This is a genomic window from Bacillus haimaensis (assembly GCF_048270625.1).
In the GTDB taxonomy this organism is placed as follows: Bacteria; Bacillota; Bacilli; order Bacillales; family Bacillaceae_I; genus Sutcliffiella_A; species Sutcliffiella_A haimaensis.
Window position 1 is genome coordinate 2,978,301 of record NZ_CP158164.1, and the last position, 12,555, is coordinate 2,990,855.

A 12,555-nucleotide genomic window follows, 5' to 3' on the forward strand; every position below is an offset into this window, starting at 1 on the left:
GAGCTTTTTCATAGATTTCGAGACGTTTAACACTCATCATAGGCGGCATGATAATGTGCTTCAATCTTTTGTTTCTTCACCCAGACCACCAATCTCTACCTTCTGCAAATATAACTCCGCGAGCTCTCTATTCCCTTCGAGCTCCCGCTTCCCTTTTTCGCTTATCTTATAGGTCCCCCTCTTCACTCTCTCAAACCAGCGGTAGTAGTTCTTGGTGAGGATCGAAGAGGTTTTGTCCCCTGTGCCCATTTCCTTGAGCTTCTTGGGTGACAAGGGGCCGTATTGTTCAAGGTAGCAGGCGATCCTGATGCAGTTTTCTTTGTAGGCGGTCATGATTTTCGTTTTGTTGCTGCCTCCGATATTCGAATCCGAGCTGCGACCATCCATTTCCTTCAGGAGCGCTTCTCTTTTCTTTTTGTTTTGACGCATACTTTTGCCCCTGTCAAAAGGAGTGGGATGGAAAACGATTTCCGTTGTCTTGCGGTTCCCGGAGAAGGAGACGATAATCAAACCGAGCTCCAGCCGGCGAATAAGGTGGCATAGATCTGTCCACCTCTTCGTCCTTCGGTTGATATTCGGTTTTGGAATGGCGATATAGACAAGGTCTGTCAACTTTTGCCGTTTCGTCGCCTGGATGAGCAGGTTCACATTCAGTGTGAGCTTCAGCTCCACCACGACGACCTCATCTCCTTTTACCATGGCGATATCGCAGTCGTTCACTTCCCCGTATACCTGATAGCCTTCTTTGACAAAAAGCTTCTGGATCGGTTTGTATAGGTCTGCTTCGTAGATTTTTTTCTTTTCTGCCATTTCTAAACACCTGCCAACCTTTTATATCTTAAGAATTTCTCGAATGTCCTCTTCTGTCAAAATCGAGGACGCCTTCTCCCCGGGGTCTATGATCTCTTCCACAAGATGTCTCTTTTTGTCTTGCAACTCATTTATCTTTTCTTCGATCGTGCCGTGGGAAACAAGCTTGATTACCTGGACTACATTTGTCTGGCCGATGCGGTGTGCCCTGTCTGCAGCCTGCTCCTCAACGGCAGGGTTCCACCATAGGTCATAAAGGATGACAGTGTCAGCACCTGTCAGATTGAGGCCAGTCCCTCCCGCTTTCAAGGAGATCAGAAAATAATCGCGTTCTCCCTGGTTGAAGCGCTGGCACGTTTCCACCCGTTCCTCTGAAGGTGTCTGCCCATCGAGGTAAAAATAAGGAACTCCTTGATAGGCCAATTCCCTGCCGATCAGCTCCAGCATTTTCGTGAATTGAGAAAAGATCAGTACCCTTCGGCCGGACAACTTGGATTCCTCTATGATCCGCAAGAGCATATCAAACTTTGCCGACCCTCCTTTGTAGCCGTCCACAAACAGCCCCGGGTGGCAGCAAATCTGTCTTAGTCGGGTCAATCCTGCGAGGATCCGGATCTTGTTTTTCCGGAGCGTGTCCTTGTTCAGATGCTTCAACGTATCTTCGCGGAGCTTGGCCAAGTATGCTGCATACAGTTTTTTCTGTTCCGGAAGAAGCTCTACGGATTCGATGACCTCCAGTTTTTCAGGAAGTTCAGCCAGCACGTCCTCTTTTAGTCTTCTCAGCAAAAATGGACGAATGCGTCTGGCAATCTGTTTCCGAGTCAGGTTGCTGTATTCCCGCAACCCCATAAATAGCTCCGGAAAAACCACATGGAAAATCGACCAAAGTTCCTCGATGGAGTTTTCCACAGGTGTCCCTGTCAATGCAAAGCGATGATCCGCCTGCAGCCTTTTCACTGCACGCGCCGTCTGGGTGACAGGATTCTTGAATGCCTGTGCCTCATCAAAAAATACTGTATGAAAGCTCTGGTCCTCAAACCACTTCGTATCCCTTCTTAGAAGTGGATACGAAGTGATGACAACATCCATTTCCTCTACCTTTTTCAGAAGCTGATCTCGTTCGTTTTTCGTACCGTCGATAACAACAGCACTGATCTTGGGAGCGAATTTCATCAGTTCGGCGAGCCAATTGTAAGTCAGCGAGGACGGGCATACAATGAGTACGGGATGCTTTCTTTTTCGGATATTTTCGAGCTCCGATTGGATGAAGGTGATACTCTGGACAGTCTTCCCAAGCCCCATATCATCAGCAAGGATCCCGCCAAAACCATAGTGTGCCAATGTTTTCAGCCATTTATAGCCTTGGACCTGATAGTCACGTAAAATGGATTCAAGCTGCTCTGGCACCTCAATATCCATGCTGCCGGGGTTACGGATTTCCTCAAGGAACTGACGAAAGGATGATTCCGCTTTAAAAATACCCTGGTCATCAACAGCTTCAAGCAACTTCAAGCCTTGGACGACCGGAACATTCAAGCCGATTTCCAGGTCCTCCTCCTGTACGGGGACAGCATGAAGAAAGCGTTGGATTTCCTCTATTTCCCTCGTCTCAAGTGACATGAGAGAACCGTTTTTCATCCGGTAATACTTTCGCTTCTCTTCAATGGCGTGAAGCAGTTCCTTGATTTGCGACTGAGGAATGCCGTCTATATCGAACTTGAATTCCAGCCAGTTCGTCCGTTCCTTTTTGACACGAACCCGGATCTTGGGTCGGGCAGGCTCACGGGCAATCCTGTTTCGGACGGCCGTTGTCGCATAGATTTGCACCAGCTTTTGAACTTTTGGCAGTTCATGATAGAGGAATTCATATTCAAGCTCTTCATTATGCAAGAAGAAACCTTCCTCGGTCTTCGCAAATTCTCCGTCCTCGAAAAACTGGAGAATTCGTTCCTCTTTCTCTTTATCGCGCACTATTTTAGCGGCCCCAATGGGATCACGGGTTTCCAATGGATTGACGATGATGTTGTCATAATGAAATTCCAGTCCAGCGAGCAGGCGGTTTTTCACACGGTCCAGATACAATTTGGCCACGAGCTTCGTCTTGGCCAGCTTTTGTAAAATGCTATCGGAAAACTGGACAGTTCCAAGCTTACGCAATCCCGGAACCACCTTTTCCAGAAACATCTTAAGCTGATCCTGGTGTATCGGAATATGATTAGTACCAGAGGCATCGAGCAGCTGCTTCAGCTCGAAAAGCCGCCTGCAATCATCAGTCTTCAACTTTATCAGCTTTCCATAAAGCGAAAGAATCATGTCGTATGCCGGCAGCACCACCATCGCCTTCAGACCAGTGACGGACAGCCGATAACCTCCTCCATCTTTTTCTGCAAAAATAAAATGCAAGGAGAGCGCTTCGTCCGTTACACAGAGCTCGTCAAAGATTTGACCGTCCTGGTCCAGCTTTACGCTAGGAGCTTTTTGGAGATGAGGCAGCATTCTTTCCCAAGCAGAAGGCGTAATCGAGAGACCTTCACCGCTCTCCCCCTTACCTTCCTCTGCAAGCAGAATAAGACATTGTAAAACAGCGTCCGTTTCATTATCAAAGCAATGCATACTCGGGTCATAATTTACTGCTCTACATGGAATACCTTTTTCCACACTGTGCAGAAAATCCCGAATGTCTGCTACTGGTGTTTCACCCAGTTTCAGCTCCATCGCAAAGAGACGCTGTTCCACCAGCTTGCAAACAAACGTCACCTCCAGCACTTCCCTTTTTTCAAAATGACGCTGATGCCCGCTTTTCGGTTTTGGGTTATCCTGAAAAAGCGTGAACACTCCTTCTGTCAGCGAATTCTGAAAAGTTGCCTCCTTACCTAGATCAGATAACGCTAGCAAAACAGCTGCAACATGCTGGCAGTCCTTTTTTACCGAAGCAAGGGTCGGACAACTGCATGTCGCCACAAAGGTACCATCCCCCTTTGCCTCAACTGAGACATGAAAATCCTCTACTCCCTTCACGGTCGCTTCACATCGTTCGGGACTGTAGTATTCAATTGAAACCTTATCTGCACGGTGAAAAGCTTCGCCCCTTTTGAAGGAGACGGTCCCGCACCGATCCTGGATAATCTTTTTCGTTAAAGTAATATTCAACCGTCTTACCCCTTCTTCCATCTCGTACATGTCGTTAGTACGATTGTAACATAGAGAGGATTCTTCTTATTAATGTGTGTCCAATAAAATTCTCCCACCGGTTAAATGGAAATGCATTAATATAATCGATACATAAAAAAAGAAAGTGAGCCAGGTGTCTCACTTTCTTTTTTTCTATAATTCTTTTGAAGTAAAAGGGAGAAACAGCTTGATTCCCCGTTTATTGAACGGCAAAATTTTCAGGTCTGCCACCAGATGGCTGATATAGGCTGCCAGACATGTATAGAATACTCCTTCATATTGCATGGAAGCCTCCAAATGAAAGGCGATGAAGCCGAAGAACACTGTCCCTAAAAAGGAATGTGTGTAGCTTCGATGCGAAACAAAGGAGGCGATGATGATGTAGGCGCCAAAAAGGATCATCCATAGCTCCTGCAGGGATACTCCCCCGATTAATACACCTATTCCCGAGATGGTGAGCATATGCTTCTGTTTGATAAAAGAAGAGACAATCAGCATCAGCGCACCGATTCCAATCCCCCTCAAGCGCTCCATATAAGTTCCTTCATATAGACTATACAAAATCATCATTACTCCGATTACCTGCGCAACCGTCCTTGTCACCTTATGAGATAACGTAATCCTTTCACGCAGTGTCCCGTCGATATCCAAATCAGGAATCAAACCCGCAACTCCACCCAGTCCCACTAATATGAGTGATTCCATGGAAGTCGGTTCGAACTGATAGGTATTGGCTACCACAAACCCCGCTGCCGCTCCAATTGCTGTATGTGCTGTACCATTCACGTTTGTGTCCACCTTTAATAGAATAGTTATCCATCTATTTTATACCAAAACATTTGTTCTGTTTAGGGTTTTAGGGGGAAATGGCACTTTAGTCCTTCTAAATCTTTCGATACTTTTTCAACGCAGCCACATTCACCACGCATAGTACTAACGCAATCGCTACTAAAACGAGTAAATCAAACTGGATTGCTTCCATTCCCTGTCCGCGGATCATAATCGCCTTCAAAGCATCGCCCCCGTAATACAGCGGCATGATTTTGGCAATAGCCTGGAGCCATTCCTGCAGGGCATCCACCGGCAGCAGGCCGGCAAAGAAAATTTGCGGAACCACGACAATCGGAATGAACTGCACCATCTGCAGTTCGGAATCGGCGAAGGTGGAAAGCAATAATCCTAAACTTAATGCAACAAAAGCGATAAGTCCATTTGTCAAAAATACATACCAGATGCTTCCTGCGATTTGAATATCGAGCACATACGTACTGTAGGTAACAACAAGCAATGTCTGCAGGATGGCAAATATCCCGTAACCAAGCAGATAGCCGAGCACGATTTCATAACGCTGGATCGGTGTCGCAAGCAACCGGTCCAGCGTCCCTGTTGTCCGCTCCCGTAAAAGGGAAATACCTGAGATCAGGAAGACAAAGAAAAAGACAAAAAATCCAATGAGAAACGGGCTGATCGTGTCAAAAAAAGTGGTATCCTCCGATCCATGTACGTAAGTTTCATCCAGATCAATTGGTGCTGGAATCTCCCCGGGCGATACCGCTCCCTGAGCAGCAACCTTCCCAAGCACTTCCTTCACCTCTATCATGAAGCCCTGCTGTTGAATGCCGCGAAGCTTTGCTTTGATTGCCCCGACTGTGGTGGTGGCCGTTGCATCATAGGTGACGTGAAGCTTCGAACCCTCCCACACGAGGAAAGCATCGAGTTCATCCTCTATGATTCGTTCTTTGATATCCTTTGAATTCTCGTACTCTACAACCTTCATATCCGCATCTTCCATCCTATCTACAAGTGAACCAGGCATGGAAGCCACACCAACGGTCGCTTCATTGTCAGCGTTCGTTTGAAAAAGGAAATAGACAAGCGTAAGAATTAGAAGAGGTGCCAATAGCATCAATGCAAGGGTGCGTTTATCGCGAATCAGCTGCTGCATGATCCGTCCTCCGATGGCAAAAGTACGCATCAGCCTTCACTTCCTTTCTTTTGCAAGAAAATGGCCTCAATGGTATCCGTTTGAAACCTTTCCTTCAACTCAGTTGGTGAGCCTGAAGCTAAAACTGTACCATCAAGCAAAAGCACAAGCCGGTCGCATCGTTCCGCCTCATCCATTACATGTGTCGTAACCAGAATGGTCTTCCCCTGCTCTTTTAGCAATGTCAGCTCTCCCCATATTTCTTTTCGCAGTCTTGGATCAATGCCAACGGTGGGTTCATCGAGTACAAGCAAATCCGGATTCTGCAACAGGGCCATAGCAAGCGAAAGCCTTCGTTTCATCCCCCCCGAGTAGTTCATCACTCGTTTTTTCATTTCTTTTTCCAAGTCCACCAACTTCATGGCAGCAACGATCCGGTCCTTCCTTTCATTCTTTGGAACCTTGTAAAGCTTCGCAAAAAACATCATTTGCTGCTCTGCACTCAGTTCCAGGTATAACGCATCGGATTGAGCCATATAACCGATTCTACCCAGAACTTCTCTATCTGGCATCTTCTTCTCAAAGACGGAAACATTCCCTGCATCCACCTTCTCCATGCCTATAATCGTCTTTACCAGCGTCGTTTTGCCAGACCCCGACGGTCCGATCAAGCCGACAATCTCACCCTGCTTCATTTGAAAAGTTATATCATGAAGCACGACTGTTTTGCCAAAAGATTTCCCAACATCATTTATTTGAATAACACCCAATTTAATCCCTCACCTTCCCGGCTTTTTAAAAAAGGAACACTTGCTTATTCAACACTCTGTTCATTAATATTATAGATAGAGGTGCAAAAGTCCTTCAATATGTAGTTTTATGAGTTCTGTTGATTAATAGACATTCAGGAGATTATTGTTCATTAAAGGTGGTGATAACGTGGAGGAAAAACGGGATTTGAGAGTGGTAAAAACAAAGCGGGCTATTCGGGAAGCGCTCCTTAAGCTTGTAAAAGAAAAGGATTTCGCCAAGGTAAGTGTACGCGATCTTTGCGAATATGCTGAAATTAATCGGGGAACCTTCTATCTTCACTATCAGGATAAATTTGATTTACTCGAACGTATTGAGCAGGAACTACTTGATACCCTTATAGACCTGATGACAAAAAGAATGGCAAACAAAATGGAACATTTCGTCAGCCATCCGGAATTTTTGCTTCGGTTTGCGACCGAGCTCTTTCGGTATGTGGATAATGAAGCAGAGGTCTTCAGTATGTTGCTTCTTGACTCTGTCAGTCCAATGTTTCCAAACAAATTAAAAGGTCTTATACGTGGGAATTTCCTTCGTGCCCAAAAGAAAGAGTTCGATCCGTCCACTCTTCCGATCCCCTTTGACTATCTCATGGCATACGCCACCAGTGCCAACGTCGGCCTGATGCAGCAATGGCTGGCAGAAGGCAGAAAAAATCCTCCGGAAAAGATGGCGGAGGTGCTGGTTACTATCACGATGATGGGGCCTGTTCGGGCAATGGGGTACTAACCTGATGGGGGTCAGGCCCCTTTTTAAAAAGTCTTCAAACTTAAATAATCCAGAGTCTCATTGATTCTTTGCCTGTCATAGATGCCTCTTTCCAAAAAGAAGCGGATTGCAAGGTCATACCTTTCGCTTCCAGAAAGGGAGTAGCCAGCAGCGTTCAGGAATTCTTCCGCTTCATCAGAATCAAGTTCCAAGGCCAAAGCCAGCGCAATGATCGTCGTTTTTCTGGGTTTGTAGTCTGGATTGGATCGAATTTTCGAGAAATGCTTGCGGTCCATTCCAGCTTTTTTATAAACATCAGCATCCTTCAGCTCCCTATCGTCGATGTATTGAAACAGGAGCTCCTGCAAGGCTGGTTTTTTATGTTTTTTTATAAAATCATCTATTTCAAACGAATGGCATTCCTCTAATATCGGCTCCGAACATTTGAAACTAGATTCATATATCCCGTGCTGCAAATGAAAATCAATGTATTCTTTCAGTTCCTCCAGCAGCTTGTGGTCGATCATTTTCTGCCCCTCCAAAATGTCGCTTTGCAGGCGACCAAATTATGGATATATCACGCTATTATTATAGCATGATGAATCTTAGGAGGATGAAAATTATGAAAAACAATTTAACGGAGATTATTTTCTTACTGGATAGAAGCGGGTCGATGTCAGGCCTGGAGCAGGATACGATTGGAGGGTTCAACACATTCATCAAGAAACAGTGCGAGCATGAAGGAGATACACTTTTGACTACCGTACTATTTGATAGCCAATACGAGATCCTTTGGAACGGAGTGGACGCAAAAAGAGTGACACTTACCGAAGAGGTCTACTTTGTACGGGGGTCTACCGCCCTGCTTGATGCTGTCGGGAAAACCATACTTGATGTAGGCCACCGCCTTGCCAATACTAAAGCGGAAGATCGACCAAATAACGTAATCTTTGTCATCACCACTGACGGCGAGGAAAATTCCAGTCGTGAATTCACCTATGCAAAGGTACGGGATCTGATCCACCATCAGCAGGAGAAATACAGCTGGGAGTTCATTTTCATGGGAGCAAACATCGACTCGGAAAGGGAAGCCGGCAACCTTGGAATCCGCAAAGAGCAGGCATACAGCTTTGATGCGACAGAAAAAGGCATGGAAGTCATGTATGAATCAATTTGTGAGATGGTGTCGGAGAAAAGGATGAAAAATTAGTTGATTCATTTTAAAAGCCTCCCTAATGAGTGGTTTAGGGAGGCAGGTTAATATTACTCTATTAAACCTTGTGATCTATCTTGAATATATTAATAAGTTTTATTAGTAGTTAAACGATTCGTTCGCAAACACCAGATCTACTAAAGCAGGTGTAGCTGAATTTTTGAAGATGATTTTAATTTTCGCTCCTGAAATAATATCATAATTGGTTGCAGTTCCATATGCCACCCTTAAGACAATCGGTTCTTTTTCTCCATCTAATAAAAACTCTATCGATTTGTTATCTACTATCCCTGTAATGACAGCATGGGATTTGACCAGTCCCGTGCCTTTAATTTTCAATCTTTGTCCAATTATTACATGTTCTGATTTTAAATTGTTATCATTCTTAATCTTTATTGCGGATGTATGAAACCTTTTTGCAATGCCCCAAAGTGTATCACCAGGAGCAACCATATAATACGCTTCTGAAACAGCCTCGGATTTTGGCGTTGCGCTTGTTACTTGCTCCTGATTTTTTGAAGGAATTGTCAATCTCTGTCCAACATAGATTTTGTCTGATGTCATCTTATTCAATTTCTTGATTTTTTCTAGGGATACTCCAAACTTGTTGCCTATAGAGTAAAGCGTGTCTCCTGAAGTGACTAGATATGTATTATTCAACGAAGTGTCATTTGATATGGTCAGATTTTGTCCAATCATTATACGATCCGTTTGTAAACCATTTAATTTTTTCAGAGCGGCAACAGTAATTCCATACTTCCGGGCAATGCTAGATAACGTCTCTCCGGAAACCACTTTATGAGACATCCCCTCCACATAATTTGAACCAGGACTTTTTTCCTTTGGTATTAATAACTCTTGTCCGACTTTTATAAGGTCAGACTTTAGACCATTGGCTTCTTTCATCCCTTTAATGGTTACCCCATACTTTATAGCCAGTGAATACAAGGTATCCCCACTCTGCACTCTATGAACCAGGACATTTGCAGCCTCTTTCCCAGTAACATTCACTGTTACAAAGGCACTAGTAGCAAGCGTACCTGCAATGACATAGCTAGCAAATTTATGCTTTTTCTTTTGTTTCAGCCTTACCCTATGTTCCTGAATTCTTTGTTTTCTCGTTTTAAACCTAGATGCCTCCACCATAATTCCCCCTAAAATTTCCATGTATTGCATCAGTTAGCAAGTTTTGTCGAAATCACTAATTACTTCGATGCTAGTTGATATTTTAGTAGGGTGAATTTAATAAAAGAGAAAATAGTAGGAGTTATTGTATTTTTATGTAAAATTATTAAGTATTTCGATTTACCCTAAAATGAAGTGATAAATTTGAACGATTATTATAAAAAAACACTTCTTTTCAGAAGCGTTTCAAGTTTCATACCCCACTTTTGCTTGAAAAACTTTACAGGTTATTAATGGATATTCCTCTTCTTAAATTGCCCACCCTTTACATCATGCACATTCGCTATGGCGAGAAAGGCATTTTCATCAATACCATCAACGATACTTTTAAGTTTCGCTTCCTCAAGCCTGGTGATGATGGAGAAAATCACACGGCGGTCTTCTTGGGAATAGGCTCCTTGTCCGTCAAGGAAAGTTACCGCTCTGCCTAATCGGTCCATGATGGCTTGGGCAATTTCTTCATACTCGTCACTGATGATAAGAACGGATTTTGTTTCGCTCATTCCCTGCACCACGACGTCAATTGTTTTCGATGCTATGTAATAGGTGATAAGGGAATACATGGCGGACGTCCAGCCGAATACAAAGCCCGCACTTGATAAAATAAATAAATTGATGAACATGACGATGTTGCCTACAGAAAATGGGGTCTTGGAACTGATCAGGATCGAAAGGATTTCGGTTCCGTCCAAGCTCCCGGAATTACGCAGTACGATTCCGACACCGATCCCAATGATGATACCACCAAAAACCGCAGCCAATAAAGGGTCTGTAGTGGCAGGTGTGGAATGATGGAAAAACACCGTAAAAATCGATGCGGCGACAATTCCATACGCACTTTGAAATGCAAACGTCTTACCTATCTGTTTGTATCCTAAAAATATAAAAGGAAGATTTAATAATACCAGGAAGATTCCAAGCTTTATTTTTGTTATTTCAGCCATCATGATGGAAATCCCGACAATCCCACCATCCACCATCTGGTTAGGGATGAGGAATTTCTCAATCGCCACTGCAAGTAGCAAGGCGCCTAATGTGATCAGAACATAATTTTTCAGTATTTTTGCTGCTTGCACCCATTTGGATTTTTTCGTATGAGGCAAAAGTGCTTCCCACCTTTCTTTGAAGCGGGGCCTGACCCTCACGTCATAAATGCCAGTAAGGATAGACCCCTTAATTATACTGCACTATCTAAAGCATACATTTATTCTGCACATTTTCCCATAAATCCGACTCCTCCAGATAATGTGCCATCTGTAAAAGCAGGTCCTCTCTGCCCATTGCAGCCATGAACTGGACCCCTAGCGGCAAGCCTTCTTTTGTTATGTGCAGGGGCACCGACATTGCAGGCTGTCCTGTCAGATTGGCGAGTTGGGTAAACGGTACACGTTTGAGGCTATCTTCGACCATCTGATCAATGATGCCCATTTTCTTTAACAGATTGGCAGTTCCCATCTTTCCTGTTACTTGAAGAGCCAGCTTTTCAAAGGACTTCAAAGCATGCTCGCCTATTTTTGCAGGGGGATATGCTGTTGCAGGCGTGATGTAGAAATCATACTCATCATGAAAGGACTCCATTGCATATCCTGCTATGTCCCATTCTCTCATGCTTAATACAAAGTCCTGGGCTGTAATCGCTTTTCCCAACAGACCCATCACATAAGTCGTCGGCTCCACATCCCTAAAAGAAGCCTTTCTTCCAAGCACCATATCCATACTAGCCAGCGTGGCGCTGACCTCTGCGAAATACATCATAAGAAAGCTGTTGGCAATTTTCTTACCATCCACAGGAGCATCCACTTCTTCTACCTGAAAACCGCATTTTTCCAGATAACTAACCGTCTTCTTTACAGCTTCCACGCATTCTGAATCTACGTGAGTACCAATTGGGGATTTCACCGAAAAAGCAATTTTCCTCTTTTGATTAAGGGGTTTAACTAACGTCTGCAGATAGCTTTCATCAAACGGAGGTGCTGTGAACGCTGCTCCTTTTTCCATAGCCTTCAACTGATCCAGGACAGCCGCACTATCCCTAACCGAACGGGTCAGTACATGTTCCACTGCAGCACCTTGCAAAAACCTGGCAAATCTCGGCCCAACTGGAGTACGCCCTCTGGATGGTTTCAGACCAAATAGCCCACAGTATGCTGCCGGTATCCGTATGGAACCTCCTCCATCATTGGCCCCTGCAATCGGCACCATACCGGAAGCAACCGCAGCACCAGAGCCTCCACTGGAACCTCCCGGGGTAAAATCACGATTCCAGGGATTTCTTGTAGGTCCGTACTCAACTGGTTCTGTATATGCCGTGATGGCCAGCTCCGGCACATTGGTTTGTCCAAGAAAAAGAAAACCACTCTCTCTCAAACGGATGACATACTCTGAATCTGACTGGGATCTAAAATTGCGAAGTGCCTTGGAACCACCTGATTTTGGTTCGCCTTTCAATTCTTGCGAGAAATCTTTCAGTAGCATGGGCACTCCGGCAAATGGACCTTTCAAATCCCTTGCTGCCGAAAGTTTAGCCTGTTCATACATCTTGTGGATAACTGCGTTGAGTTTGGGGTTATGCTTGTCAATTTGCGAGATTGCAAGATCGACCAATTCTACTGGGGGAACTTTCCTTGCTTTTACTAATTCAGCCAGACCAAGGCCGTCATATTTCACATATTCCTCTGGTTTCAAAGCTCTCACCTCTATACATACTATTCTGTAGAAGAGGAGGGTAAACCTG

11 protein-coding genes are annotated in these 12,555 nt (G+C 44.5%); 2 read left to right on the forward strand and 9 right to left on the reverse strand.

The window, feature by feature from the left end:
* Nucleotides 1-60: 60 nt before the first annotated feature.
* From ABN702_RS15165 to ABN702_RS15185, 5 genes are all read right to left on the reverse strand, one after another.
* Nucleotides 61-810, reverse strand: a complete 750-nt coding sequence (locus ABN702_RS15165) for a DUF2161 domain-containing phosphodiesterase (RefSeq protein ID WP_417897617.1) — start codon at nucleotides 808-810, stop codon at nucleotides 61-63.
* A gap of 21 nt (nucleotides 811-831) precedes the next feature.
* Nucleotides 832-3,960, reverse strand: a complete 3,129-nt coding sequence (locus ABN702_RS15170; protein ID WP_417897618.1) for an SNF2 helicase associated domain-containing protein — start codon at nucleotides 3,958-3,960, stop codon at nucleotides 832-834.
* A gap of 174 nt (nucleotides 3,961-4,134) precedes the next feature.
* Nucleotides 4,135-4,767 (reverse strand): metal-dependent hydrolase, encoded by a 633-nt coding sequence (locus ABN702_RS15175; RefSeq protein ID WP_417897619.1) that lies wholly within the window; start codon nucleotides 4,765-4,767, stop codon nucleotides 4,135-4,137.
* A 97-nt stretch (nucleotides 4,768-4,864) separates the two neighbouring features.
* The gene (locus ABN702_RS15180; protein WP_417897620.1) at nucleotides 4,865-5,956 is read right to left on the reverse strand and encodes an ABC transporter permease; all 1,092 of its coding nucleotides are present in this window, start codon (nucleotides 5,954-5,956) and stop codon (nucleotides 4,865-4,867) included.
* On the reverse strand, nucleotides 5,956-6,675 hold the full coding sequence (locus tag ABN702_RS15185) for an ABC transporter ATP-binding protein (RefSeq protein ID WP_417897621.1): 720 nt from the start codon (nucleotides 6,673-6,675) through the stop codon (nucleotides 5,956-5,958). Before ABN702_RS15185 ends, ABN702_RS15180 begins: the two co-directional genes overlap by 1 nt.
* 169 nt (nucleotides 6,676-6,844) lie before the next feature.
* Here ABN702_RS15185 and ABN702_RS15190 point away from each other — a divergent pair, with 169 nt between their 5' ends.
* On the forward strand, nucleotides 6,845-7,444 hold the full coding sequence (locus ABN702_RS15190) for a TetR/AcrR family transcriptional regulator (protein ID WP_417897622.1): 600 nt from the start codon (nucleotides 6,845-6,847) through the stop codon (nucleotides 7,442-7,444).
* Nucleotides 7,445-7,467: 23 nt separating this feature from the next.
* Here ABN702_RS15190 and ABN702_RS15195 read toward each other — a convergent pair whose 3' ends face one another.
* Complete coding sequence (locus tag ABN702_RS15195; RefSeq protein WP_417897623.1) at nucleotides 7,468-7,950, reverse strand: hypothetical protein; 483 nt, start codon at nucleotides 7,948-7,950, stop codon at nucleotides 7,468-7,470.
* A gap of 95 nt (nucleotides 7,951-8,045) precedes the next feature.
* On the opposite strand from ABN702_RS15195, the gene ABN702_RS15200 reads away from it, so the two are divergent.
* Complete coding sequence (locus ABN702_RS15200; RefSeq protein ID WP_417897624.1) at nucleotides 8,046-8,633, forward strand: vWA domain-containing protein; 588 nt, start codon at nucleotides 8,046-8,048, stop codon at nucleotides 8,631-8,633.
* A 102-nt stretch (nucleotides 8,634-8,735) separates the two neighbouring features.
* Here the strand turns inward: ABN702_RS15200 and ABN702_RS15205 are convergent, their stop codons facing one another.
* The 3 genes from ABN702_RS15205 to ABN702_RS15215 all read right to left on the reverse strand — a co-directional run bounded on the left by ABN702_RS15205 (nucleotide 8,736) and on the right by ABN702_RS15215 (nucleotide 12,506).
* On the reverse strand, nucleotides 8,736-9,803 hold the full coding sequence (locus ABN702_RS15205; RefSeq protein ID WP_417897625.1) for a LysM peptidoglycan-binding domain-containing protein: 1,068 nt from the start codon (nucleotides 9,801-9,803) through the stop codon (nucleotides 8,736-8,738).
* A gap of 248 nt (nucleotides 9,804-10,051) precedes the next feature.
* Entirely contained in the window at nucleotides 10,052-10,924 is an 873-nt protein-coding gene (locus ABN702_RS15210; protein ID WP_417897626.1) for a YitT family protein, read from the reverse strand.
* 88 nt (nucleotides 10,925-11,012) lie between these two features.
* Nucleotides 11,013-12,506 (reverse strand): amidase family protein, encoded by a 1,494-nt coding sequence (locus tag ABN702_RS15215; RefSeq protein WP_417897627.1) that lies wholly within the window; start codon nucleotides 12,504-12,506, stop codon nucleotides 11,013-11,015.
* Nucleotides 12,507-12,555: the final 49 nt, after the last annotated feature.

Excerpts from the sequence above, each read along its gene's own strand:
- ABN702_RS15165 (WP_417897617.1), bottom strand. The coding sequence starts at position 810 with ATGGCAGAAAAGAAAAAAATCTACGAAGCAGACCTATACAAACCGATC.
- ABN702_RS15180 (WP_417897620.1), bottom strand. The coding sequence starts at position 5,956 with ATGCGTACTTTTGCCATCGGAGGACGGATCATGCAGCAGCTGATTCGC.
- ABN702_RS15195 (WP_417897623.1), bottom strand. The coding sequence starts at position 7,950 with ATGATCGACCACAAGCTGCTGGAGGAACTGAAAGAATACATTGATTTT.
- ABN702_RS15200 (WP_417897624.1), top strand. The coding sequence starts at position 8,046 with ATGAAAAACAATTTAACGGAGATTATTTTCTTACTGGATAGAAGCGGG.
- ABN702_RS15205 (WP_417897625.1), bottom strand. The coding sequence starts at position 9,803 with ATGGAAATTTTAGGGGGAATTATGGTGGAGGCATCTAGGTTTAAAACG.